Here is a 24,575-nt window from a genome sequence, read left to right as displayed (position 1 = left end):
GGAAATAAATTTACAGAATGCAAACAGAAACTAAGGACATGAAGCCCTCTATTTACGGTTTAACACGTGATGAACTTATCGAATGGGCAATCGAACACGGTGAAAAGAAATTCCGTGCAACACAAATTTGGGATTGGCTTTACCGTAAACGTGTCCAATCTTTTGAAGAGATGACTAATATCTCAAAAGATTTTATCGCTATTTTAAACGAAAATTTCTGCGTTAACCCATTGAAACAACGTGTTGTCCAAGAAGCGTCAGATGGAACGGTCAAATACCTATTTGAATTGCCAGATGGTATGTTGATTGAAACTGTATTGATGCGTCAACACTATGGTTTGTCTGTCTGTGTGACATCACAAGTCGGTTGTAATATGGGATGTTCATTCTGTGCCAGTGGTTTGATTAAAAAACAACGTGATTTGACAAGTGGTGAAATCACTTCACAAATCATGATGGTACAAAAATACTTTGACGAACGTGGTCAAGATGAGCGCGTGAGTCACGTCGTTGTTATGGGGATTGGTGAACCATTTGATAACTACGACAATGTTCTTCGTTTTGTACGTACCATTAACAATGACAATGGTCTTGCTATTGGTGCGCGTCACATCACAATTTCAACATCAGGTTTAGCACACAAAATCCGTGAATTCGCTCACGAAAGCTTGCAAGTTAACTTGGCTGTTTCGCTTCACGCACCAAACAATGAATTACGTTCACAAATCATGCGTGTTAACCGTTCATTCCCACTTGAAAAACTCTTTGCTGCGATTGAATACTACGTTGAAACAACTAACCGTCGTGTGACGTTTGAGTATATCATGTTAAATGATGTTAATGACTCACCAGAAAACGCACAAGAATTGGCTGATTTGACGAAAAAAATCCGCAAATTGTCTTACATCAACTTGATTCCATATAACCCAGTTTCTGAACACGATCAATACCGTCGTTCAAGTAAAGAAAACGTTGCAGCCTTTTACGATGTTCTTAAGAAAAATGGTGTCAACTGTGTCGTTCGTCAAGAACATGGAACTGATATTGATGCCGCTTGTGGTCAATTGCGTTCAAATACAATGAAACGTGACCGCCAAAAAGCTGCTAAAGCAAAATAAGAAGGTAAAATGAGAAAGCTATGTGATGAAGAACTTGAGTTGACAAGCATAGGGCGTAAGGTGGCAATAACTTTGGTGGGGATTTACATCCTTGCCCTTTGCTTCTTGTGTTTTAGTCCGCAACCATTTAAAATCGATGGGGTTGAGACACCCAATATCATTTATTATGGACACTTACGTTTGCTTTTGGTGCCGTTTAACAGTTTGATTGGTATTGGTCAGCTTGATAGTGCCTTTGAAGCATTTTGGGTATTTGCGCAAAATGTCACCAATATGTTTCTTGTTTTTCCATTGATGTTTGGCTTGATTTGGCTATTTCCAAAACTACGTCATTGGAAGAGAGCTTGGCTATTTGCTTTTGGAGTGAGTCTAGTGATTGAAACGACTCAGTTGCTTGTAGACTTACTCTATAATGCTAATCGGGTCTTTGAAATTGATGATCTTTGGACTAATTCATTAGGTGGCTTACTAGCTTTGGTGCTTTACACAGTTATTTACAAAAAATATCACAAGTAGTTATTATAGGTCAGGAAAAACTCCTGACCTTTTTCATATGAGAAACTTAGGGCAGGAAACTTGACTTAGAGTCTACTCAAGGGTGTATAATATCAGCTAGAAAGCAGGTTTTAATGAAAATTATAAAGGATCTCTGGTGGTTTTTTAGGCTGGAGAAAAAACGGTATATTATCGGAATTCTTGCTCTTATTTTGGTGGCAATTTTAAACCTTGTCCCTCCAAAAGTTATGGGCGGAGTTATTGATCGAGTGACATCTGGTGAGTTAACACAAGGGCAATTGCTGATGAGCTTATTTTTGTTGGTTTTATCAGCTTTTGCTATGTATTTTTTACGTTATATTTGGCGAATGTATATCTTGGGAACGTCGTATCGTCTTGGTCAGATTATGCGTTTTCGCTTATTTGATCATTTTACAAAAATGTCACCTAGTTTTTATCAAAAACATCGTACGGGTGATTTGATGGCGCATGCTACTAATGATATTAATGCGCTGACACGTTTAGCAGGCGCTGGAGTTATGTCAGCAGTAGATGCGACAATTACGGCTTTTGTGACTTTGGTGACAATGGCTTTTAGTATTTCTTGGCAAATGACCTTGGTAGCGGTGATTCCTTTGCCATTTATGGCATATGCAACAAGTCGTTTAGGACGAAAGACTCACCAAGCGTTTGGAAAATCTCAAGCTGCCTTTTCAGAATTAAATAATAAGGTTCAGGAGTCCGTGTCAGGTATCAAAGTGACCAAGTCATTTGGGTATCAAGAAGATGAACTTCAGTCTTTTCAAGAAATCAATGACATGACTTTTGTTAAGAACATGAAAACCATGAAATATGATGTCATGTTTGATCCTTTAGTACTTTTATTTATCGGGGCAAGTTATGTTTTGTCATTGTTGATGGGAGCTTTTATGGTATCAGCCGGTCAAGTGACGGTTGGTAATTTAGTAACCTTTATCACTTACTTAGATATGCTAGTTTGGCCCTTAATGGCAATTGGTTTTCTTTTTAATATGATTCAACGCGGTTCTGTCTCTTATAATCGTATTAATCGTCTTTTGAAAGAAACATCTGATGTCCAAGAAAGTAAACAGCCTTTGCAGACTATTCAGAATGGAACTTTGGCTTATGATATTGATTCGTTTCATTATGAAAATGAGGAGACGTTATCAGATATTCATTTTGCTCTAGAACAGGGACAAACGCTGGGATTAGTTGGGCAGACCGGTTCTGGTAAGACTACCTTGATTCGTTTGTTGTTACGTGAATATGATTTGACTGATGGTCGGATTATGCTTGATGGCAACAATATCAAGGATTACAAGTTATCTGATTTACGCCGTTTGATTGGTTATGTCCCACAGGATCAATTCTTATTTGCCACTAGTATTTTAGAAAATATTCGTTTTGGAAATCCTGGTGCCTCTTTAGAAAAGGTTGAAGCAGCAACGAAGTTATCTCGAGTTTATGATGACATTATGGCAACACCAGATGGCTTTGAAACTTTGATTGGTGAGAAAGGGGTTAGTCTTTCTGGTGGTCAAAAACAGCGGATTGCTATGAGTCGTGCCATGATTCTTGATCCTGAAATTTTGATTTTGGACGATTCTTTATCAGCAGTAGATGCTAAGACAGAACATGCTATTATTGAGAATCTTAAGCAAACTCGTCAACATAAATCGACAATTATCACAGCACATCGTTTGAGTGCGGTGGTTCATGCTGATTTAATCTTAGTCTTGCAAGATGGGCATATCATTGAACGAGGACGTCATGAGGATCTTATTAAGCAAGGTGGCTGGTATGCAGATACTTATGAAGCTCAGCAATTAGAAATGGAAGGAGATAGTGATGAAGAATAATGCAAATCAGTGGCGTGTATTTAAGCGCCACATGAGCTATCTCAAACCTTATAAATTCTTAACCGCCTTACCTCTAGGTCTTTTACTACTAACAACGGTTGTTAAGAGTCTGATTCCACTGATTGCTTCTTACTTTATTGATCATTTTTTAACGGATATGAATCAGACTGCCATGCTGATTTTAGTTGGTTATTACCTCATGTATGTCTTGCAGACGCTTATCCAGTATTTTGGAAATTTCTTCTTTGCGCGTGTGTCTTATAGCATTGTTAGAGATATTCGAAGAGATGCCTTTGCAAACATGGAAAAACTCGGTATGGCTTACTTTGACAAAACTCCCGCGGGTTCCATTGTGTCTCGTATTACAAATGATACTGAAGCTATCAGTGATATGTTTTCAGGCCTTTTATCAAGCTTTATTTCGGCTATTTTTATCTTTTCAGTAACTCTGTTAACCATGTTGAAATTGAATGCGACATTGACAGCTTGGGTTGTGATTTTCTTGCCATTTATCTTTGTTTTGGTTAATCTTTATCGCAAAAAATCGGTAAGTGTGATTGAAAAAACACGTGCATTGTTGTCAGATATTAACAGTAAATTGTCTGAGAGCATCGAAGGGATCCGAATTATTCAATCCTTTAGTCAAGAAGAGCGTTTGAAAGATGAATTTGAAGCTATCAATGAAGAACATGTATTTTATGCTAATCGTTCGATGGCATTAGATAGTCTTTTCTTGCGCCCTGCTATGTCACTTCTGAAGTTATTAGCATATGCTATTTTAATGGCATATTTTGGTTTTCGTGGAATGGAAATTGGTATTTCTGCTGGTTTGATGTATGCCTTTATCCAATACGTTAATCGTCTTTTTGATCCTTTGATTGAAGTGACTCAGAATTTTTCAACTTTGCAAACCTCAATGGTTTCAGCTGGACGGGTGTTTGATTTGATTGATGAACGGCAATATGAACCTGAACAAAATGGTGTGTTAGATTTTGTGCAAGATGGCAATATTGAGTTTAAAAATGTGAGTTTTTCTTATGATGGAAGACGCCGGATTTTAGACAATATTTCCTTTAAGGTTAATCAAGGTGAGACGATTGCCTTTGTAGGATCGACTGGATCAGGAAAGTCATCAATTATTAATGTCTTTATGAGGTTTTACGAGTTCCAATCAGGTCAAGTTTTACTGGATGGTAAAGATATTCGTGATTATTCTAAAAAAGCTTTGCATAAAAATGTTGGTTTGGTACTGCAAGAACCATTCTTGTATCATGGTACTGTGAAATCTAATATTAAAATGTATCAGGATATTTCTGATGATGCTGTTCAAGCTGCCGCAGCCTTTGTGGATGCTGATCAGTTCATTCAAAAATTACCTGATAAATATGAGACAAAAGTGACAGAACGTGGTTCAAGTTTTTCAACAGGTCAACGTCAACTTTTGGCATTTGCAAGAACCGTAGCTATTCAGCCGAAGATTTTAATTTTGGATGAAGCGACAGCAAACATTGATTCAGAAACGGAAAACACTGTTCAAGAGTCTTTGAAGAAAATGCGTCAAGGTCGTACAACCATTGCCATTGCTCACCGCTTATCAACCATTCAAGATGCTGACTGTATCTATGTCCTAGACAAAGGTAAGATTATTGAGTCAGGAACTCATGATGAATTGCTAAGTTTGAAAGGAACTTACCATCGTATGTATCAACTGCAAGCAGGTATGATGGAAAATTAAACTGATAACCAATTTGCTAAAGAGCAGATTGGTTTTTTTGTTACCAAAAACATGACAAAAGTCATGCGATGTCATGACATTATAAGCTAAAAAGCTCAGCTATTTTTTTCTAAAATAAAATCATCAAATAAAGAGAAAAATGGAGCTTATGAAATGATTACGGTTGAAAATATCTCAAAGACCATTAAAGGAAAAACTATTTTACAGGACATCTCGTTTGAAGTGGCTGACGGAGATTGTGTGGCTCTGATTGGTCCAAATGGTGCCGGGAAAACCACTTTGATGTCATGCTTGTTAGGAGATTTGAAAATTAGTAAAGGAAAGATTGTCATCAATGGTTTAGCCCCAAATAGTCAGCGATTAAAAGATTCAGTAGCTGTTTTACCACAAGAAAATCGCTTGCCAGAAAAATTGAGAGTATGTGAATTAATTGCATTTTTTAAAGCGATTAGCAAGACCCCTTTAACTGATAAAGAGATTGATTACATTTTGCAATTTAGCAAGGAACAAAAAAATCAGCTAACCGAGAAATTATCGGGGGGCCAAAAACGCTTGTTGGCTTTTACTTTATGCCTTATTAGCCAACCCAAAATTCTTTTCTTAGACGAACCAACGGCAGCAATGGATACTTCAACACGACAACATTTTTGGCAAATTATCCAATCGTTAAAGGGAAAAGGCGTGACCATTATCTACTCAAGTCATTATATCGAAGAAGTCGAACACACGGCTGAGCGCATTTTAGTTTTACATCATGGAAAGTTGCTACGTGATACGACTCCATTTGCTATGAGAGAAGCTGAACATGAAAAACAAGTTACCTTGCCAAAAACATTTTTACCGTTTGTTAATAGCTTAGCAAATGGTTATCGCATTAAAGTAAAGAATGATTCAGTGACTTTTATGACGAAAGAGATTGAGAGTGTCTGGCAGAAATTACAGAAACAAGGTTGCCAGATTTCTGACATTGAGATTCAAAACAAAACCTTATTAAATACATTATTTGACCAAACACAGGAGAATGAAAAATGAGTGCTTTATTAAAAGTTGAATGGATTAAAACGAAACGTACTTGGATAACCTTTGTATTATCTATTGGAATGCCGGTTTTCTTTTTCTTGTGCTTTTCTGGGATGGAACTCTCTCCAGATTTAAAAGAGCAGAAGGTGCTGGTGATGAGTTATATGTTAACCATGACAGCATTTTCAATGTCAAGCTTTGGCTTCTTCTCATTTCCAGCTATGCTTGTGGAAGATAAGACTAGCTATTGGTTGACTTTTATTGAACATTCTTCGGTTTCAATTTGGCAGTATTATCTATCAAAAGTGATTCGAGTTTTGGTTTGCTTTTTATTGTCTATTTCAGCAACGTTTTTATTTGGTGCGATTTTTCGTGGGGTGACAATGTCGCTTAGCCGCTGGTTGGGCTCAGCAGCTTTATTGCTATTGTCAAGTTTGCTATTTTTAGCTTTCGGGCTATTGATTTCACAAATTAAGTCACAGCAGTTAATGACAATTGTCGGTGATATTGCCTTTCTTGGATTGGCTATTATCGGTGGCTCTTGGATGCCAATTGAGACTTTTCCAGATTGGATGCAAAAGTTATCCAAAGTAACACCGATTTATCATGTGAATACCTTGGTGACAGACTTCGCTAAAAATGCTCAATTAAACTGGCAGTCCTTGATTATCGTGCTTGGCTATGCCATAATAATAGCAGCGTTAGCGCTTATGATTAAGAATAAAACTGAGGTTAAATGATGTTGAAAAGGATTAGGAATGTTCATCCCTTGTTTTATATGCCCTTAGCTTTCTTAGCTTTTCCTGTTTTGGGTGTTTTCTTTTTAGGCTATCCAGTTTGGACATTGGGAATAACGGCAGCTTTTTTGCTTGGTTACCTTTTTCTTGTCAATTTTGAAGAAAATACCCTAACCAATCCTTGCTGGTTACTCATGCTATCTTATATTATCTACATGACAATTTGTGTTGACGGTGGCATGATGTGGTTTACTTTTTATTTTAATAGTTTGCTTATTTTTCAATTTCAAGATGATTATCGCTCATTTCGTTTTATTTCCTATGATTTAGCCATGCTTTTGATGATGTTTGTAGGAATGACTTTGGCAGAGGACATAACGACTCGTGTGATGATTTTTCTTGTTCCTGTTGTGAATTATGCCATTTTATTTCACTGGATGAATGCTCGAAAAAATGAAGCGCAAGAAAAAGCTATCATGGAAAAGAATCGTACCATTAATTTGTTATTAGCTGAAAATGAGCGAAACCGTATTGGACGTGATTTGCATGACACCTTGGGCCATGTCTTTGCTGCCATGACCTTAAAAACAGAGTTAGCACTTAAGCAATTGGAGAAGGGAAAATACGACCTTGTCAAAAAGCAATTAGAAGAATTAAACCAAGCTAGCCGCTCTTCGATGCATGATGTTAGAAATATTATCAATAACCTCAAATTTAGAACACTTGAAGAAGAGATTGAGCAGTTGGAGCATTTCTTTGCTATGACGGAGATTGATTATCAGTTGCAAAATGATTTGAATTTAGAAACTATGGCACCGGTTTTGCAATCGACTTTGTGCATGATTTTGCGAGAACTAAGCAATAACGTCATTAAGCATAGTCAAGCTAATCAATGTCGTTTTCATTTATTTGAAAAAGAAGGAAAGGTATTTGTCAGAGTAGAAGACAATGGTGTTGGTTTTGAAAAAATAACTGGAGATGAACTTCAATCTATTCGTGGTAGGCTTCTTCTAGTTGAGGGGAATATTCAGATTCTGTCACAAGCTCAACCGACACTTATCCAAGTTGAATTGGGATTAAAGGAGAAATAGGATGAAATTATTAGTTGCTGAAGATCAATCCATGTTGCGAGATGCTTTGTGCCAATTGTTGCTCATGGAAGATGATGTCGATGAGATTTTGCAAGCTGGAGATGGTAAAGAAGCTATTGAATTATTAAAAACGGAGTCTCCAGATGTGGCGATTCTTGATGTGGAAATGCCACAAAAATCAGGCCTTGATGTTTTGGAGTGGATTCGAAAAAATAAGGAGATGAAGGTTATCATTGTGACAACCTTTAAACGAGTTGGTTATTTTGAGCGTGCCGTAAAAGCTGGTGTTGATGCTTATGTTTTGAAAGATCGTTCGACTTCTGAATTAATGACAACGATTCACACAGTGCTTGCTGGGAAAAAAGAATATTCGCCAGAGCTTATGGAAAACATGATGATTCAGGATAATCCGCTTAGCCAACAAGAAAAACGTATCTTAAAATTAGTAGCACTTGGTAAGAAGAATCAGGAAATTGCTGACACGCTTTATCTGTCAAATGGCACTGTACGAAATTACACGTCATCTATTTTTAATAAATTATCTGCTAATAATCGTACTGAGGCAGTCAGAATTGCTGAAGATAAAGGCTGGTTATAAAAGAAAATGTGTCTGGAATAAGATGATTTATTTCAGACTATTTTATTTTATAAAATCTATTTCAGTTTTTTGATAGTTTATTACTGTTTGCGTTTTACAAGTAGTCATTAGCATACTATAATGATAATTATGGAAAATAAAAAAGTGAGTATTGTGCTTGATCAAGCCATTATTGATCAACTAGATCTTGATAAAGGGCAGCAATTAAAAGCTGAATTATATAACGATAAATTAGTTTTGCAAAAGGAGGAGTCTCCTAAGCAAGGACGCTTATCAAGTTGGGTTCTAATTATATCAACTATTGTTTTGTGTTGCTTGTTTTACGCAGCTAGTTCCATCGAGAAGATGGACCAGATTTTATTAGTTGGTGATTATTCTATCATTACTTTTTTGATAGGATTTGGTGGGATTCTGGGAATGACCATCTTTACCACGACGCTTATTCGTAATCGAACGGTCTTTCTTGGTGGTATTAAGGTGCGTGTTTTTTGGCGGATGCTTCCAGTTATTGTGGCGTCATTTGCAGTGATTTTATTGTTAGCATTGCTGGGTTTTGGTTGGCTGCTGGAGCAGATTTTTACAGGTGCATCTTTTGATAAATTTACCTCGACTTTGATTCTAGGCGTTTCTGTTTATGTGGTTAGTCTTTTCTGGGGACAAATTGCAGAGCAGATTAGGGCGACTTGGCTAACAACTGTCTTTACGATTATTATGGTGAGTGGTGTCTTTGTCGCAATGGCAAGTAATCGTACATTGCAGTGGTGGCATTTTAATCTTAGCTTTTTAGGCACACAAGCAGCTAAGGCAAGTTGGCAATTTAACTTAACCTTGATTTTGTCAGCCTTAATCTTAGTTGCCTTGGTTGATTATTTATTTGTCGCTCTTAGTGAAAAATATGGTAAGAATTGGAAATTAACGGCGATTCGTGTCATGTTAACCATTTTGGGAATTGATTTAGGAGCAGTTGGCTTTTTCCCAAATGATGCGAGTTCTCACCTTTTACACACAAGGGTAGCAGGTTATTTAGTCTTGATTATCATTGCTTTGATTATTAGTGTTAAATGGTTGTTACCAGAAGTGACACGTGATTTCTTAGTCATGTCATATGCTATCGGTGGTATGTTGGTTGGTCTAGAAATAGCTTTTCAAGTGGTGCATTACTTGTCATTGACGGCTTTTGAATTGAGTGCCTTCATGCTAGCTTTTGCCTGGTTGATTCGCTTAATCACTCACTTAGAAGCCTTATTGCTTCCTGAAACGAAGGTAATGACTGTAACATTGGAATAATGATTGAATCTCTAAGCTATTTTAGCGGATTGTCGATAAGATAGCTTGGGGATTTTTTTGAATAAATCAACAGAAACATGAAAAATGTTTAATTTTTTAGAAAATTCGCAAAAATACTTGACAAGATAGAATTAGGTGTTTATAATGATAATCAATCAGAAAGTAGCAAGGATTTGCTTACAGGGAGCTCGTGGTTACTGTGAACGAGTAGCAGGTGGTTGTGAAATTGGGCTGATGGTATATTGTTGAAGATAAGAAATATTTTTCAGGTAGGCACCCCTTATCGTGCAACTCCTTGTTAGAGGAGATAGAGATGACGGAAGATGAGATTTCCGTTAAACTGAGGTGGCACCGCGCTATACATTAGACGTCCTCACACAGAAGTTTTTTCTGTGTGAGGTTTTTTGTTTAGATTCGGTGATTGATATAATACTGAAGAAGATTTCAAGATACAAGTGAGATAAACATCGTGAGTGATGGTAAGTCTCAGGTAGGCACTCCTTATCGTGCAGCTCCTTGTTAGAGGAGATAGAGATGACGAAATATTTTTCGTTAATTGAGGTGGTACCGCGCTATCATTAGACGCCCTCACACAGAAGGTTTTTTCTGTGTGGGGATTTTTGTTTAATTGGGAGGAAATCATGAGAAGAAGAGATAAAGGCTGGCGAAGTAGCTGCTAGAATTAAAAAATTAATCACTATTAAAAATTCATGTAGAGAGGACATGACATGCGAAAAATTCTAACTGCTGATACTTTAACCCCTATTCTTGCTTATATGCGAGTTCAGGGTGAGCACAAAGTTATTCTTGAATCAATTCCACGAGAAAAAGAAAATGCACGTTTTTCAATTGTGGCATATAACCCAGTCTTTGAAATCAAATATGAAAATGGACAACTAACAGAAAATGGTCAAGTGATTGCTGGTGATCCACTAGACTATCTTAATCAGCTGACGGTTAAAGGAGCAAGTAGTGATCTACCGTTTGGTGGTGGCGCGATTGGTTTTGTTGGTTATGACATGATTAGTCTTTATGAAAATATCGGTGAGATTCCAGAAGACACTATTGGAACGCCAGATATGCATTTCTTTGTTTATGAATCTTATTTGATTTTTGACCATAAGACGGAGAAAGTTTACGTGGTTGAAGATAATATTTACAGTCATCGTGACAATGATGCGACACGTCAAGCGCTTGGTAAGGTCGTCAAAGATTTGCAGACGCAAGCGCCAAACGAATTTTCACCACAGGAATTGCATTCTCTTGAGTTTAAACACCACATTGAAAAAGAAAAATTTGAAAACATGGTTGATACAGCCAAGCAATTGATTCGACAAGGAGATATGTTCCAATGTGTGTTGAGTCAACGTTTTTCAAGCCCGTTTGCTGGTGATCCACTTGATTATTATCGTAATTTGCGCGTGACTAATCCGTCAAATTATCTTTATTTCTATGACTTTGGGGATTATCAAATTATCGGAGCAAGTCCTGAAAGTTTGGTTTCTGTGAAAAATGGTGAAGTAACAACGAATCCAATTGCTGGAACTCGTCCAAGAGGTGCTGATGATGCTGAAGATGCTGCGCTAGCTAAAGACTTGCAATCTGATATCAAAGAAACAGCTGAACATCGCATGTTAGTTGATTTAGGGCGAAATGATATTGGAAGGATTTCTCAAAACGGCACAGTCAAAGTAACCAAATACATGGAAGTAGAGTATTTCCGTTATGTCATGCACTTAACCAGTGTGGTTAAAGGGCAACTGTTACCAGGTGTTCAAAGTATTGATGCCTTAAAAACAACATTGCCAGCTGGTACCGTATCAGGGGCACCGAAAATTCGTGCCATGAAACGCATCTATGAATTGGAAGAAGAAAAGCGTGGCGTTTATGCGGGAGCGATTGGTTATCTTTCGGCAACTGGGGACATGGATTTTGCCATTGCGATTCGAACAATGATTCTTAAAAATCAAAAAGCATATGTGCAAGCAGGTGCAGGAATTGTTTATGACAGCGTTCCAGAAAATGAATTTTACGAGACCATCAATAAAGCCAAAGCCATGACACGAATAGGGGATAGCAAATGATTTTATTAATTGATAATTACGATTCTTTTACCTATAACCTAGCACAGTACCTTGGGACATTTGCAGAGGTAAAAGTTCTACGAAATGATGATGACACACTTGAAAAAACTGCTCAAGAAGCAGATGCCATTGTTCTATCACCAGGTCCAGGTTGGCCTGCAGATGCAGGAAAGATGGAAGATATGATTCAAGCTTTTGCGGGTCAAAAGCCAATGTTAGGCATTTGTCTTGGGCATCAAGCTATTGCAGAGAGCTTTGGTGGCAAACTTGGTTTAGCTAAAAATGTTATGCATGGTAAACAAAGTGAGATTGAAGTACTGACACAAACACCAGTTTTTGCAAGCTTAGCTAAGAAAATGCCTATCATGCGTTACCATTCAATCGTGGTGACAGATATGCCAGAAGATTTTGAGGTTACTGCAAAAACGACTGATGACCAAGAAATCATGGCTATCCAGCATAAACAGTTACCAATTTATGGCCTTCAATTTCACCCAGAAAGTATTGGGTCACCAGATGGGCTTAAGATGATTGAAAACTTTGTACGATTAGTTGTTGAAAAGTAAAGTGAGGGAGAGATAATGAAAGAACTCTTTAATCAAATTGCTAACAGAGAAGATTTATCAGAAGAACAAGTCGAAGCATTATTTGATAGTATTCTAAATAATACTATTTCAGAAAGTGAAATTGCCGCTTTTCTAATGGGACTTAAAGTAAAAGGTGAAACACCTTCTGAAATTACTGGTATTGTTCGTGCTCTGAAAAGTCATGCCGTTGATTTACCAGAAGATTTTACAGATGCTATGTGTAATTGCGGTACAGGTGGTGACCAATCTTACAGTTTTAATATTTCAACAACGGCTTGCTTTATTTTAGCAGCAGGTGGCATTCGTATTGCAAAAGGTGGCAATCGTTCGGTATCCTCAAAATCTGGTTCAGCTGATGTTCTTGAAGCTTTAGGGATCAATATTGCTGCTTCACCAGCCACATTATCAAAAGCACTTGATGAAGTGGGACTTGCCTTTATCTTTGCGCAAACCATGCATCCAGCTATGCGCTTTATCGGTCCAGCTCGCAAAACACTTGGCATTCCAACTATCATGAATATTGTTGGTCCTTTAGCAAATCCACTTGACCTTGAAACGCAGTTAATGGGCTTGTATCGTGCAGATTTACAAGAAACAGCGGCACAAGTGATGCAAAAACTTGGTCGTAAACGTGCCATTATCGTCACTGGCCCAAATAATATGGACGAAGCAGCGCTTTATGGTGAAAATACTTATACTTTGCTTGAAGATGGAAAAATCAGCCAACATCGCTTTACCTATAAAGATTTAGGTATGCCAAAAGTTGAACTAGATGACATTGTTGGTGGTGATGCCAAACAAAATGCTGAAATTCTGATGAGTGTTTTGGAAAATCAGGCTAGTCCATATCTTGAAACAACCGTACTTAATGCGGGACTTGGTTTTTATGCTAACGGAAAAGTTGACAGCCTAGCAGACGGTGTTGAACTTGCTCGTCAATTAATTGCTGATGGTTCAGCACTTGCTAAGCTTCGTCAACTGCAAGAGGTACAAGTATGAGTAAAGAATTTTTACCAACCATCTTGAAACAAAAAGCTAAGGAAGTTGAAAGTCTAGAACTTGAACCATTACAACCTCTTCGTGAGACTTATAAATTATATGACTATCTTAAAAATAACGCTAATAATCTTCAAGTTATTGCTGAGGTAAAAAAAGCCAGTCCAAGTCTAGGTGATATTAATCTCGATGTTGATATTGTTAAACAAGCTAAGACTTATCAAGATAGCGGCGCGGTGATGATTTCTGTTTTGACTGATCCCTTTTTCTTCAAGGGGAATATTGATTATTTGCGTCAGATTTCAAGTCAAGTTAAGATTCCAACTTTAGCTAAAGATTTTATCATTGATGAAAAACAAATTATTCGAAGCCGTAATGCAGGAGCGACTGTTGTTCTACTGATTGTAGCGGCTCTTTCTGAAGCGCGTTTAAAAGAACTTTACGATTTTGCAACTGGTCTTGGCCTGGAAGTTTTGCTTGAGACACATAAGTTAGCAGAGTTAGAAGTTGCTCATCGTATTGGAGCTAAGATTATTGGAGTTAATAACCGTAATCTAGTGACCTTTGAAACAGATATCAATACAAGTTTAGAATTATCAGCGCATTTTAAATCAGATGCTGTTTATATTTCAGAATCAGCTATTTTTACTAAAGAAGATGCTAGCCTTGTTGCTCCATTTTTCAATGGGATTTTAGTAGGAACAGCACTTATGAAAGCTGATAATGTTGCTGAAAAAGTGAAGGAGTTGCAAGTTGACAAAGGTTAAAATTTGCGGACTTTCAACTAAAGAAGCTGTCGAACAAGCGGTAAAAAGCGGAGCTGATTACATTGGCTTTGTCTTTGCCAAAAGTAAACGTCAAGTCGGCATAAAACAAGCTAGCCATTTAGCTCAGTTTATTCCAGAAACTGTCCAAAAAGTGGGTGTTTTTGTAAGTCCGACTCTCTTGGAACTTCAAGAAGCCATAACCAAAGTGCCTCTTGATCTTGTGCAAATTCATGGAGAATTTGCGGATGAGGACTTTGACAAAATTGAAGTTCCAAGTATTCGTGCCATTCCTGTCCAAAAAACACTGGGAGAAATTCATACTAAAGCGGATTTTCTATTATTTGACGCCCCCCTAGCTGGTTCCGGAAAGACATTTGATTGGGAGCTGCTAAAGGATAAAAAAATAGCGAAGCCATATTTTTTAGCAGGTGGATTGACTGTCGATAATGTCGGACAAGCTATAACTTTCTTTCGACCCTACGCTGTTGATGTTTCTTCTGGTGTTGAGACGGATGGTAAAAAAGATTTATTGAAGATTATGAGATTTATAGAAAGTGTGAAAAAATGAGCTATAACCAACCAGATATTAATGGATTTTATGGAAAATTCGGTGGACAGTTTGTCCCTGAAACGCTGATGACAGCCGTTATCGAACTTGATAAAGCTTACCGCGAAGCAAAAGCTGACCCAAGTTTTCAAGCAGAACTTGATGAACTACTTAAAAACTATGTTGGACGTGAAACACCGCTTTATTACGCAGAGCGCTTAACTAAGCATATCGGTGGTGCTAAGATTTACCTTAAACGTGAAGACCTTAACCACACTGGTGCTCACAAAATCAACAACGCCCTTGGTCAAGTTCTCCTTGCAAAACGCATGGGTAAAAAGAAAATCATTGCCGAAACTGGAGCTGGTCAACACGGTGTGGCAACAGCTACAGCAGCTGCACTTTTTGACATGGAATGTACTATTTACATGGGTGAAGAAGATGTCAAACGTCAAGCCCTCAATGTTTTCCGTATGGAATTGCTTGGTGCTAAAGTACACGCTGTCACAGATGGTTCACGTGTTTTGAAAGACGCTGTTAATGCAGCTCTTCGCGCGTGGGTAGCAAATATCGAAGATACTCACTATATTATGGGGTCAGCACTTGGACCTGCACCATTTCCTGAAATCGTACGTGACTTCCAATCAGTTATTGGTAAAGAAGCTAAAAAACAATACGCAGAAATCTCAGGTGGTAAACTACCAGATGCTGTTCTAGCTTGTATCGGTGGTGGCTCAAATGCAATCGGACTTTTCTATCCATTTGTTGAAGATGAATCTGTTGCCCTTTATGGTGCTGAAGCTGCAGGACATGGTCTTGATACTGAAGAGCACGCAGCAACTTTTGCCAAAGGTCGTCCAGGCATTTTGCATGGAGCTTTGATGAATGTTCTCCAAGACCGTCACGGACAAATCATGGAAGCTTTCTCAATTTCAGCAGGTCTTGATTACCCTGGGGTTGGTCCTGAACACTGTCACTTCCAAGATATCGGTCGTGCAACCTATGATTCAATTACGGATGAAGAAGCACTTGAAGCATTTATGCTTTTGTCACGACTTGAAGGGATTATCCCAGCGCTTGAATCAAGTCACGCTGTTGCGCTTACCCAAAAAGTTGCTAAGGAGCTTGGGCCAGACAAATCAATTATCGTTTGTCTATCAGGACGCGGAGATAAGGATGTTGTTCAAGTAAAAGAACGTTTGGAAGCAGAAGGGAAGTAAACGATGACTAAGACACTTACAAAACATCTTCAAGAGATTAAAGCTAGCGGCAAAGGAATTTTTGTTCCTTACATTATGGCAGGTGACCATGATAAAGGTCTTGATGGCTTATTTGAGACGATTGATTTATTGGAAAATAGTGGAGCTTCTGCCATTGAAGTAGGGATTCCATGGTCTGACCCCGTCGCTGATGGTCCAGTTATTGAATTAGCTGGTCAACGTAGCTTGGCTAAGGGTGTGAATTTGACAGCGATTGTTAAAAAATTGCAAGAACAAACTGTCGATGTGCCTTTGGTGATCATGACTTATATTAACCCTGTTTATCAATACGGCATCGAAAAATTTATCCATGATTTAAAAAATACGTCTGTTAAAGGCTTGATTATTCCTGATTTGCCACATGAACATGAAGATATGATTAAACCATATCTTGACAATACAGATATTGCGCTTGTTCCACTTGTTAGTTTGACAACTGGTATTGAACGTCAAAAAACATTGTGCCAAGGGGCAGAAGGCTTTATTTATGCAGTAGCCATTAATGGTGTCACTGGTAAAACAGGTAATTACCGAGATGATTTGGATAAACATTTGACGAACCTAGAAGCAGTAGCTGATATTCCAGTATTAACAGGATTTGGAGTGTCAACAAAAGCTGATATTGAACGCTTTAATAAAGTATCTGACGGCGTTATTGTCGGAACTAAAATCGTTCGAGGTTTACACGAAGGAAAGGCTGCAGACGTTGCAGAATTTGTTAAATACGGTTCATCTTATCAAAAATAAAAGAAAATCACTCAATGAGTGGTTTTTTTGGTTTTAAAACAAATCAATAATTAATTTTAAGTTTAAGACAGTTAAAATGATTGCTACTAAGTAGCCTAAAATAGAATTCCATTTGCTATTGACGAAGTCTCCCATAATCTTGCGATTTGATGTGAAATACACCAAAGGGAAAATAGAGAAAGGAAGTGCAAGAGATAGGAAGACTTGCGAGTAAACAATTAATTGATCAAGGACACTTTCTTGACTACCGTAAAGAAGTGCGATAATCAAGACTGGAGCTAAGGCAACTAAGCGCGTGACTAGTCGGATTAACCATTGAGGTAATCTCAGTTTTAAGAAACCTTCCATGACAATTTGTCCAGTTAGAGTTCCAGTGATGGTAGAGTTTTGTCCGCTGGCTAAAAGCGCAATAGCAAATAGAGTTGACAAAGCAGCACTAGCAACAGCTCCTGCAATATTTGAATCTTGAAGGGCATCATACATTTGTGAAAAAGCGTTAATGTCATTAGCGTGTCCATAAAAGAGTGATGCTCCTAAGATAAGAAGAAGTGAGTTCACCACAAAAGCAACTGTTAGTTGAATATTAGAATCCCAAGTCATAAAACGAACCGCTTGTTTAATAGAAGATTGACTGGAATAATCAACTTTACGTGTTTGTGAAATGGATGAGTGAAGATAGAGATTATGTGGCATTACGGTTGCACCAATAATTCCTAGAGCGAGTGTTAATTTACTATTAACAGCACTTTGGTGTAAATCCATAATAGATGGATGTGGGATGAAGCCATGTAAAATACCTGAAAAACTTGGCTTTGATAACAGGACTAAATATAAGAAAATAAGCAAAATCGTTGCAATCAAGGTTGAAACCAAGGCTTCAATTTTACGAAAACCAAGCTTCATCAGGGATAAGAGAATAAAAACATCTAAAATAGTTATCAAAATGGAAAACAGTAACGGCCATCCAAATAATAAATGAAGCGCAATCCCAGATCCAATAACTTCTGCCAAATCAGTCGCCATCAAGGCTAATTCAATGACAACAAATAAAAAGTAACGTAACTTTTTTGGCAAATGAGCAGCAGTTGCTTGTGCTAAATCTTTCTGAGTCACAATACCCAATTTTCCTGCCATCTGCTGCAGTTGCATAGCAATCAAAGATGAGATCAATACAACTGATAAAAGTAAATATTTATAGGTAGCTCCGCCGACAACACTAGTAATCCAGTTACCAGGATCCATGTAACCAACAGCCACTAAGGCTCCTGGACCGGCAAAGGCTCGAAGTGTACGCCAAAATGAGGCATTTTTTGGAACAGCAATACTTTGATTGACCTCACTGAGTGACTTTTGAGAATTGACAATAGTTTCCAAAGGCAGCCCTCTTTTCTAAAACTCTTACTCAAGGCCTATTATAGCAGAAGAATTTTAAAAATAAAGTATTTTTAACTATATTTAACAAAAAAATTAAGTGTGCTTAAAAATACAACCAAAACATATCCTAAAAATAGAAAGGGAACAAAGGGAATACGTCTATTTTTATAAAAGATACAAAAAAGAATGCCAGCCAATGATCCAAATTCAATAATCCATAAAACACCTTGTAAGTCAAAAAAGAGACTCAAAGTTGCAAGATAGAAAAAATCACCGCTTCCCATTTTTATGTCAAAAAGATAAGCTATGATTCCAAGTAAAAGAAGAATAATGGTTAGTTTATTAATAGGGAGAAAAAAGAGAAGTAGTGAACTAGGAATTAACCATATTAATATTGGAAAGGATTGGTGCTTAAAATCATATAAGCTAAGGGTTAAACTAAAGAAGAAAATAAAAAGAGTTGATAAAGCGATAATGCCGTGGTAACAAAAAGCGGTAGCTAATCCGCAGGCAAATTCAAAAAATCCGTACCATAAAGGAATTTTAGCCTTGCAAAAATGACAGCGTGAACGGTTTAAAATCTGAGAAACGACTGGAATTAAATCTACTGGTCTCAGTTGTTTCCCGCAAGCATTACAATGACTAGCTGGAAATAAAATGGATTCTTCAGGAAAACGATCAACGACTAAACCAATAAATGAAGCAAGCGATGCCCCAAGAAAAAAGAATAATAAAGTGTCCATACCTTATTATTCGAAAAAAATTTAAAAGTTATGAGCATATTAGTTGCTACTTATTTAGAATTATTCTAAAATAGAATCGTAAAGAAAAGGAAATATTTCCTAAAAACATTGATTTTATTTTTTAGAGGAGGTCGCTTATGACTCAAACAATGACTGAAACAATTTATGCATCTGTAACACATAACATTTCACAAAATGCAAAAAATGCTAAAACAAAAGCTGTGCTTAATCAAGCAGTAGCAGACCTTTCAAAAGCTGCTTCTATTGTTCACCAAATTCACTGGTACATGCGTGGTGCAGGATTCTTCTATCTTCATCCAAAAATGGACGAATTGATGGATGCTCTTAACGCTAACTTGGATGAAATCAGCGAACGTTTGATTACAATCGGTGGAGCACCATACTCAACTCTTAAAGAATTCGATGACAATTCCAAGTTAGAAGAAACTAAAGGTTCATTTGACAAAACAATGGATGAAAATTTGGCTCGTTTGGTTGAAGTTTACACTTATCTTTCAGCTCTTTATCAAGTTGGTCTAGACGTGACTGATGAAGAAGGCGATGCTCCATCAAATGACATTTTCACAGCAGCAAAAGCTGATGCTGAAAAAACAATCTGGATGTTGCAAGCAGAACGTGGACAAGCTCCTGGAATCAAATAATTTTCTAAAAAATAGCAAATAGCGGGCTGATTGGTCCGCTATTTTTTTCATGAAAACAAATGAAAACGTGAAAATAAAGAAAACGATTGCATGTCCTATTGAAAAAACGTCTTATTTTTGATAAAATGCATTGTATGAAAACTTTATTTGACGTGCAGCAACTGTTAAAACGGTTCGGTATTTTTGTCTATATCGGTAAACGTCTTTATGATATAGAGGTCATGAAACTTGAGCTTGAGAAATTGTATGAAAATGGGTTGATTGACAAGGCTGACTACCTGAATGCAGAATTAATTTTGCGTCGCGAGCACCGTTTAGAAATGGAGAAAGAAAATAATGACTAAAAAACTTTTAGGGATTGACCTAGGTGGAACAACGATTAAATTCGGTATCCTAACTCTTGAAGGTGAAGTTCAAGAAAAATGGGCAATCGATACAAATACACTTGAAGATGGTAAACACATCGTTCCTGACATCGTTGAATCAATCAAACACCGCTTGAACCTTTATGGTTTGACAAAAGATGATTTTGCAGGTATCGGTATGGGTTCACCAGGTGCTGTTGACCGTGAAAACAAAACTGTTACAGGTGCCTTCAACTTGAACTGGGCACATACTGAAGAAGTTGGTTCAGTTATCGAACGTGAACTCGGTATTCCATTTGCTATCGATAACGATGCTAACGTTGCCGCACTTGGTGAACGTTGGACAGGTGCTGGTGCTAACAACCCTGATGTTGTTTTCGTAACACTTGGAACTGGTGTTGGTGGTGGTGTTATCGCTGACGGTAACCTTATCCACGGTGTTGCTGGTGCTGGTGGAGAAATTGGTCACATGAATGTTGAACCAGTCGATGGTTTCGAATGTACATGTGGTAACAAAGGATGTCTTGAAACAGTTGCTTCAGCAACAGGTGTTGTTCGTGTAGCTCGTCACTTGGCAGAAGAATATGAAGGTGATTCAAAAATTAAAGCAGCTATCGACAATGGTGATGTTGTAACAAGTAAAGATATCTTTGTAGCTGCTGAAGCTGGTGATCATTTCGCAGATTCAGTTGTTGAAAAAGTAGGTTTCTACCTTGGACAAGCAACTGCAAACATCGCAAACATCTTGAACCCAGATTCAGTTGTTATCGGTGGTGGTGTATCTGCTGCAGGTGAATTCTTGCGTAGCCGTGTTGAAAAATACTTCGTTACTTACGCATTCCCACAAGTTCGTAAAACAACTAAAGTGAAAATCGCTGAACTTGGTAACGATGCAGGTATCATCGGTGCTGCAAGTCTTGCAAGTCAATTCGTAGATTAATAAGAGGCAAAAAATGAACTGGATAGTTTTTCTAATTGCTCTAGTCGTTATCGTAGGGTGGTTCGCATGGACATACATTAGTGTACGTCGCGCAGCAAAATTCATTGATAACGCGGAGTTTGAAAGCATGATTCACACTAGTCAATTAATTGACGTTCGTGAAGCGGCTGCTTTTAAAACAAAACATATTATGGGAGCACGTAATCTCCCAGCTAGTCAAATTCAAATGTCATATTCAGCTATTCGTAAAGACAAACCAGTTCTTTTATACGACAGCAGTAGAAGTACTTCTCTTCCACGTGTTATAAAAACACTTAAAAAAGCTGGTTACACAAATCTTTACGTCCTTAAAGACGGCTTTGACTACTGGACAGGAAAAGTTAAAGAAAGTTAATCATTTACCAAAATATGGAATTTGAAAAAGAAAATTTAAAGAGAAAAAACGATGAGAGTAAGGATACCCTGAAATCAAAATACCTCAAAAATCAGATTTTTCAATTGGATTTGGAATTAAGCCAAGTAACAGACGAAGATGAGAAAAAGAAACTTGAAGCGTTACGCAATGTTTATGTCGAGAAGCTGCAAGAAAACAAGAAACGTCGTTTAATCAGGATTCTTTTAATCAGTCCATTGGTTTTCTTGGCTCTGATTATTTTGTATCTCGTCACAGCTTTCAATCGCGAAACAACCGCCAATAATAAGGCGGAATGGTCGCCATCTACAACGGCTACGTCAACAAGTACATCAAGTTCTTCAAGTTCTTCAAGCACGAGCGAGACCAAGACCTCTTCAACGATAAAACAAGGTGTCCCTGCGGAGCTTGTTGGAAATTGGAAAACAGCTGATTATGACGGAGTTATTCTGACAATCAGTGAAGATGGCACAATGACCAAAAATCAGTCTAATTATATTGTTACAGAGCGTGTTTCTGGTTATGAGGAAGTGGCGCAAGGTGTTTATCGTTTTTATCCTGCTGATGGAAGTGGTAGTGAAGCCATCGGGGCACTTATTTTTGGTGGTATCGGTGGTAGTTACCAAACAACACCAAAATTTGCTTCGGGAATTTATGTCAAAAATGGCTATATTTATCCACAATTCTGGACAACAACCTCTAGCAAATTCACTTATTCGTTAAACACTAATCTCAAATTAGTACCAACCGACAAAGCAGCTGTTGCTGATGCCATTGATACTAAAAATTTAACGACTGAGCAAGTGGAAGCTTGGGTTCTTACCATTTATGCTTCGCAAAATCAATTATCTGATGAAGATAAAGAGAATTATTTTGTAAATGTCAAAGCATATGATGACAATTTGGTTTATGCTAGTGTCCGTAAAAACAGCGATTCAAAAACACGTTTAGCCTTATATCGTGTTAACGCAGACGGCTATCTTGAACAAGGAACACTCGAAGCAACCAATTGGAGCGTTGTCAGCACCGCTTATGTCGAATAAGACAATGCTGAAATAGTTAAAGCATAACAAAAGATGGGATGTGGTTCCCATCTTTTTACATACTATAGAAGCTAAATCCATGTCTGAAAACATTTACACTTGTTTTATCGCTGTTTTTTCATAGGATTTGTGGTATAATTCAAAAGTTAGAATAAATTAAAAATAAATCGAGGAATCATGACTAAATTAAGAGAAGATATTCGTAACGTGGCGATTATCGCCCACGTTGACCACGGGAAAACAACCCTTGTTGATGAATTATTGAAACAATCACACACACTTGACGAACGTAAAGAATTGCAAGAACGTGCAATGGACTCAAACGATCTTGAAAAAGAACGTGGAATTACAATCCTTGCTAAAAATACTGCAGTTGCTTACAATGGTGTTCGTATCAATATCATGGACACACCAGGACACGCGGACTTCGGTGGAGAAGTTGAACGTATCATGAAAATGGTTGATGGTGTTGTGCTTGTTGTCGATGCTTACGAAGGTACTATGCCTCAAACACGTTTTGTGTTGAAAAAAGCTCTTGAACAAAACTTAACACCAATCGTTGTTGTTAACAAAATTGATAAACCATCAGCTCGCCCAGCAGAAGTTGTTGACGAAGTTCTTGAACTCTTCATCGAACTTGGTGCAGACGATGATCAATTAGAATTCCCAGTTGTTTACGCATCAGCTATCAACGGTACTTCATCACTTTCTGATGATCCAGCTGATCAAGAACACACAATGGCTCCAGTCTTTGATACAATCATTGACCATATTCCAGCTCCGGTTGATAACTCAGAAGAACCACTTCAATTCCAAGTGTCACTTCTTGACTATAACGACTTCGTTGGACGTATCGGTATCGGACGTATCTTCCGCGGTACTGTTAAAGTTGGTGACCAAGTTACACTTTCTAAACTTGATGGCTCAACTAAAAACTTCCGTGTTACTAAATTGTTTGGTTTCTTCGGGCTTGAACGTCGTGAAATCCAAGAAGCTAAAGCCGGTGATTTGATTGCTATCTCAGGTATGGAAGATATCTTCGTTGGTGAAACAATCACTCCGACTGATTGTGTTGAACCACTTCCAATCCTTCACATTGATGAACCGACTCTTCAAATGACATTCTTGGCAAATAACTCACCATTTGCTGGTCGTGAAGGTAAATACGTTACATCTCGTAAAGTTGAAGAACGTTTGCTTGCTGAATTGCAAACTGACGTATCACTTCGTGTTGAAGCAACTGATTCACCTGATAAATGGACTGTTTCAGGTCGTGGTGAATTGCACTTGTCAATCCTTATCGAAACAATGCGTCGTGAAGGATACGAACTTCAAGTATCACGTCCAGAAGTAATCATTAAAGAAATTGATGGCGTGAAATGCGAACCATTCGAACGTGTTCAAATCGACACACCAGAAGAATACCAAGGTTCAGTAATTCAATCATTGTCAGAACGTAAAGGTGAAATGATTGACATGCAATCAACTGGTAATGGTCAAACACGTCTTGTCTTCTTGGCACCAGCTCGTGGACTTATCGGTTACCCAACTGAGTTCCTTTCAATGACTCACGGTTACGGTATCATGAACCACACATTCGACCAATACATGCCAGTAATCAATGCTGAAATCGGTGGACGTCGTCGTGGTGCTCTTGTATCTATCGATACAGGTAAAGCAACAACATACTCAATCATGTCTGTTGAAGAACGCGGTACAATCTTCGTTAACCCAGGTACTGAAGTATACGAAGGTATGATTATCGGTGAAAATTCACGTGAAAACGACTTGACAGTTAATATCACTAAAGCTAAACAAATGACAAACGTTCGTTCAGCTACTAAAGACCAAACAGCTGTTATCAAAACTCCACGTATCTTGACTCTTGAAGAATCACTTGAATTCTTGAATGATGATGAATACATGGAAGTTACCCCAGAATCAATCCGCTTGCGTAAACAAATCCTTGATAAAAACTTACGTGCAAAAGCAGCTAAAAAGAAAAAATCAGCTGAAGAGTAAAATAGTCTGCTAGACTATTTTAGTTCTAAACTTAAAATAAACTCGGAAAACAATACACATAAATTT

At 37.8% G+C, this 24,575-nt stretch carries 24 protein-coding genes; 22 read left to right on the top strand and 2 right to left on the bottom strand.

Annotated elements, in window-relative coordinates; translation table 11 throughout:
* Positions 1–17 precede the first annotated feature (17 nt).
* The 16 genes from rlmN (at position 18) to trpA (ending at position 16,948) form a co-directional block, all read left to right on the top strand.
* A complete protein-coding gene (gene rlmN / locus JG537_RS06775; RefSeq protein WP_132869404.1) occupies positions 18–1,118 on the top strand; it encodes a dual-specificity RNA methyltransferase RlmN in 1,101 nt (366 codons plus the stop codon).
* 9 nt (positions 1,119–1,127) lie between these two features.
* A complete protein-coding gene (locus JG537_RS06770) occupies positions 1,128–1,634 on the top strand; it encodes a VanZ family protein (RefSeq protein ID WP_199544485.1) in 507 nt (168 codons plus the stop codon).
* Positions 1,635–1,747: 113 nt separating this feature from the next.
* Positions 1,748–3,493, top strand: a complete 1,746-nt coding sequence (locus tag JG537_RS06765; protein ID WP_199544483.1) for an ABC transporter ATP-binding protein — start codon at positions 1,748–1,750, stop codon at positions 3,491–3,493.
* A complete protein-coding gene (locus tag JG537_RS06760) occupies positions 3,483–5,228 on the top strand; it encodes an ABC transporter ATP-binding protein (protein ID WP_199544474.1) in 1,746 nt (581 codons plus the stop codon). Before JG537_RS06765 ends, JG537_RS06760 begins: the two co-directional genes overlap by 11 nt.
* Before the next feature lie 153 nt (positions 5,229–5,381).
* Entirely contained in the window at positions 5,382–6,260 is an 879-nt protein-coding gene (locus JG537_RS06755) for an ABC transporter ATP-binding protein (protein WP_199544471.1), read from the top strand.
* Positions 6,257–6,988, top strand: coding sequence for an ABC transporter permease (locus JG537_RS06750; RefSeq protein WP_199544470.1), 732 nt, complete (start codon positions 6,257–6,259; stop codon positions 6,986–6,988). Before JG537_RS06755 ends, JG537_RS06750 begins: the two co-directional genes overlap by 4 nt.
* Positions 6,985–8,076: a sensor histidine kinase gene (locus JG537_RS06745; RefSeq protein WP_199544469.1), complete on the top strand. Its 1,092-nt coding sequence runs from the start codon at positions 6,985–6,987 to the stop codon at positions 8,074–8,076. The genes JG537_RS06750 and JG537_RS06745 overlap by 4 nt, the downstream gene beginning before the upstream one ends.
* Position 8,077: 1 nt before the next feature.
* Entirely contained in the window at positions 8,078–8,674 is a 597-nt protein-coding gene (locus JG537_RS06740) for a response regulator transcription factor (RefSeq protein WP_199544468.1), read from the top strand.
* A gap of 129 nt (positions 8,675–8,803) precedes the next feature.
* Entirely contained in the window at positions 8,804–9,961 is a 1,158-nt protein-coding gene (locus JG537_RS06735; protein ID WP_199544467.1) for a permease, read from the top strand.
* A 728-nt stretch (positions 9,962–10,689) separates the two neighbouring features.
* On the top strand, positions 10,690–12,045 hold the full coding sequence (gene trpE / locus JG537_RS06730; RefSeq protein ID WP_199544466.1) for an anthranilate synthase component I: 1,356 nt from the start codon (positions 10,690–10,692) through the stop codon (positions 12,043–12,045).
* Positions 12,042–12,611 carry an aminodeoxychorismate/anthranilate synthase component II gene (locus JG537_RS06725; protein ID WP_074481843.1) on the top strand — a complete coding sequence of 190 codons (570 nt, stop codon included), beginning with the start codon at positions 12,042–12,044 and terminating at the stop codon, positions 12,609–12,611. Before trpE ends, JG537_RS06725 begins: the two co-directional genes overlap by 4 nt.
* Before the next feature lie 15 nt (positions 12,612–12,626).
* A complete protein-coding gene (gene trpD / locus JG537_RS06720) occupies positions 12,627–13,631 on the top strand; it encodes an anthranilate phosphoribosyltransferase (RefSeq protein WP_199544465.1) in 1,005 nt (334 codons plus the stop codon).
* Positions 13,628–14,395: an indole-3-glycerol phosphate synthase TrpC gene (gene trpC / locus JG537_RS06715; protein WP_132869563.1), complete on the top strand. Its 768-nt coding sequence runs from the start codon at positions 13,628–13,630 to the stop codon at positions 14,393–14,395. Before trpD ends, trpC begins: the two co-directional genes overlap by 4 nt.
* On the top strand, positions 14,382–14,963 hold the full coding sequence (locus JG537_RS06710) for a phosphoribosylanthranilate isomerase (RefSeq protein WP_132869562.1): 582 nt from the start codon (positions 14,382–14,384) through the stop codon (positions 14,961–14,963). Before trpC ends, JG537_RS06710 begins: the two co-directional genes overlap by 14 nt.
* Positions 14,960–16,162 (top strand): tryptophan synthase subunit beta, encoded by a 1,203-nt coding sequence (gene trpB / locus JG537_RS06705; RefSeq protein ID WP_074563251.1) that lies wholly within the window; start codon positions 14,960–14,962, stop codon positions 16,160–16,162. The genes JG537_RS06710 and trpB overlap by 4 nt, the downstream gene beginning before the upstream one ends.
* A 3-nt stretch (positions 16,163–16,165) precedes the next feature.
* Entirely contained in the window at positions 16,166–16,948 is a 783-nt protein-coding gene (trpA, locus tag JG537_RS06700) for a tryptophan synthase subunit alpha (RefSeq protein WP_132869561.1), read from the top strand.
* Positions 16,949–16,981: 33 nt separating this feature from the next.
* Here trpA and JG537_RS06695 read toward each other — a convergent pair whose 3' ends face one another.
* Together JG537_RS06695 and JG537_RS06690 are read right to left on the bottom strand one after the other, a co-directional pair.
* A complete protein-coding gene (locus JG537_RS06695; RefSeq protein ID WP_199544463.1) occupies positions 16,982–18,322 on the bottom strand; it encodes an Nramp family divalent metal transporter in 1,341 nt (446 codons plus the stop codon).
* Positions 18,323–18,393: 71 nt separating this feature from the next.
* Positions 18,394–19,065, bottom strand: coding sequence for a prepilin peptidase (locus JG537_RS06690; protein ID WP_199544460.1), 672 nt, complete (start codon positions 19,063–19,065; stop codon positions 18,394–18,396).
* Between the two features lie 137 nt (positions 19,066–19,202).
* Between JG537_RS06690 and JG537_RS06685 the strand changes: the two genes are divergently transcribed.
* The 6 genes from JG537_RS06685 to typA all read left to right on the top strand — a co-directional run bounded on the left by JG537_RS06685 (position 19,203) and on the right by typA (position 24,509).
* A complete protein-coding gene (locus JG537_RS06685) occupies positions 19,203–19,727 on the top strand; it encodes a Dps family protein (RefSeq protein ID WP_132869548.1) in 525 nt (174 codons plus the stop codon).
* A 134-nt stretch (positions 19,728–19,861) separates the two neighbouring features.
* The gene (locus tag JG537_RS06680) at positions 19,862–20,071 is read left to right on the top strand and encodes a YqgQ family protein (protein WP_006531568.1); all 210 of its coding nucleotides are present in this window, start codon (positions 19,862–19,864) and stop codon (positions 20,069–20,071) included.
* Positions 20,064–21,032 carry an ROK family glucokinase gene (locus JG537_RS06675; protein WP_039697292.1) on the top strand — a complete coding sequence of 323 codons (969 nt, stop codon included), beginning with the start codon at positions 20,064–20,066 and terminating at the stop codon, positions 21,030–21,032. The genes JG537_RS06680 and JG537_RS06675 overlap by 8 nt, the downstream gene beginning before the upstream one ends.
* 13 nt (positions 21,033–21,045) lie before the next feature.
* The gene (locus JG537_RS06670) at positions 21,046–21,426 is read left to right on the top strand and encodes a rhodanese-like domain-containing protein (protein ID WP_132869549.1); all 381 of its coding nucleotides are present in this window, start codon (positions 21,046–21,048) and stop codon (positions 21,424–21,426) included.
* A gap of 14 nt (positions 21,427–21,440) precedes the next feature.
* A complete protein-coding gene (locus JG537_RS06665) occupies positions 21,441–22,487 on the top strand; it encodes a hypothetical protein (protein WP_132869550.1) in 1,047 nt (348 codons plus the stop codon).
* A gap of 177 nt (positions 22,488–22,664) precedes the next feature.
* Positions 22,665–24,509 carry a translational GTPase TypA gene (gene typA, locus JG537_RS06660; RefSeq protein WP_199544457.1) on the top strand — a complete coding sequence of 615 codons (1,845 nt, stop codon included), beginning with the start codon at positions 22,665–22,667 and terminating at the stop codon, positions 24,507–24,509.
* The last annotated feature ends 66 nt before the right edge of the window (positions 24,510–24,575 follow it).

This window comes from Streptococcus vicugnae, assembly GCF_016461705.1.
In the GTDB taxonomy this organism is placed as follows: Bacteria; Bacillota; Bacilli; order Lactobacillales; family Streptococcaceae; genus Streptococcus; species Streptococcus vicugnae.
Note: the sequence above shows the minus strand (reverse complement) of the source record. Positions and strands in the feature narration are given on the sequence as shown.

Excerpts from the sequence above, each read along its gene's own strand:
- rlmN (WP_132869404.1), top strand. The coding sequence starts at position 18 with ATGCAAACAGAAACTAAGGACATGAAGCCCTCTATTTACGGTTTAACA.
- JG537_RS06770 (WP_199544485.1), top strand. The coding sequence starts at position 1,128 with ATGAGAAAGCTATGTGATGAAGAACTTGAGTTGACAAGCATAGGGCGT.
- JG537_RS06765 (WP_199544483.1), top strand. The coding sequence starts at position 1,748 with ATGAAAATTATAAAGGATCTCTGGTGGTTTTTTAGGCTGGAGAAAAAA.
- JG537_RS06760 (WP_199544474.1), top strand. The coding sequence starts at position 3,483 with ATGAAGAATAATGCAAATCAGTGGCGTGTATTTAAGCGCCACATGAGC.
- JG537_RS06755 (WP_199544471.1), top strand. The coding sequence starts at position 5,382 with ATGATTACGGTTGAAAATATCTCAAAGACCATTAAAGGAAAAACTATT.
- JG537_RS06750 (WP_199544470.1), top strand. The coding sequence starts at position 6,257 with ATGAGTGCTTTATTAAAAGTTGAATGGATTAAAACGAAACGTACTTGG.
- JG537_RS06745 (WP_199544469.1), top strand. The coding sequence starts at position 6,985 with ATGATGTTGAAAAGGATTAGGAATGTTCATCCCTTGTTTTATATGCCC.
- JG537_RS06740 (WP_199544468.1), top strand. The coding sequence starts at position 8,078 with ATGAAATTATTAGTTGCTGAAGATCAATCCATGTTGCGAGATGCTTTG.
- JG537_RS06735 (WP_199544467.1), top strand. The coding sequence starts at position 8,804 with ATGGAAAATAAAAAAGTGAGTATTGTGCTTGATCAAGCCATTATTGAT.
- trpE (WP_199544466.1), top strand. The coding sequence starts at position 10,690 with ATGCGAAAAATTCTAACTGCTGATACTTTAACCCCTATTCTTGCTTAT.
- JG537_RS06725 (WP_074481843.1), top strand. The coding sequence starts at position 12,042 with ATGATTTTATTAATTGATAATTACGATTCTTTTACCTATAACCTAGCA.
- trpD (WP_199544465.1), top strand. The coding sequence starts at position 12,627 with ATGAAAGAACTCTTTAATCAAATTGCTAACAGAGAAGATTTATCAGAA.
- trpC (WP_132869563.1), top strand. The coding sequence starts at position 13,628 with ATGAGTAAAGAATTTTTACCAACCATCTTGAAACAAAAAGCTAAGGAA.
- trpB (WP_074563251.1), top strand. The coding sequence starts at position 14,960 with ATGAGCTATAACCAACCAGATATTAATGGATTTTATGGAAAATTCGGT.
- trpA (WP_132869561.1), top strand. The coding sequence starts at position 16,166 with ATGACTAAGACACTTACAAAACATCTTCAAGAGATTAAAGCTAGCGGC.
- JG537_RS06690 (WP_199544460.1), bottom strand. The coding sequence starts at position 19,065 with ATGGACACTTTATTATTCTTTTTTCTTGGGGCATCGCTTGCTTCATTT.
- JG537_RS06685 (WP_132869548.1), top strand. The coding sequence starts at position 19,203 with ATGACTCAAACAATGACTGAAACAATTTATGCATCTGTAACACATAAC.
- JG537_RS06680 (WP_006531568.1), top strand. The coding sequence starts at position 19,862 with ATGAAAACTTTATTTGACGTGCAGCAACTGTTAAAACGGTTCGGTATT.
- JG537_RS06675 (WP_039697292.1), top strand. The coding sequence starts at position 20,064 with ATGACTAAAAAACTTTTAGGGATTGACCTAGGTGGAACAACGATTAAA.
- JG537_RS06670 (WP_132869549.1), top strand. The coding sequence starts at position 21,046 with ATGAACTGGATAGTTTTTCTAATTGCTCTAGTCGTTATCGTAGGGTGG.
- JG537_RS06665 (WP_132869550.1), top strand. The coding sequence starts at position 21,441 with ATGGAATTTGAAAAAGAAAATTTAAAGAGAAAAAACGATGAGAGTAAG.
- typA (WP_199544457.1), top strand. The coding sequence starts at position 22,665 with ATGACTAAATTAAGAGAAGATATTCGTAACGTGGCGATTATCGCCCAC.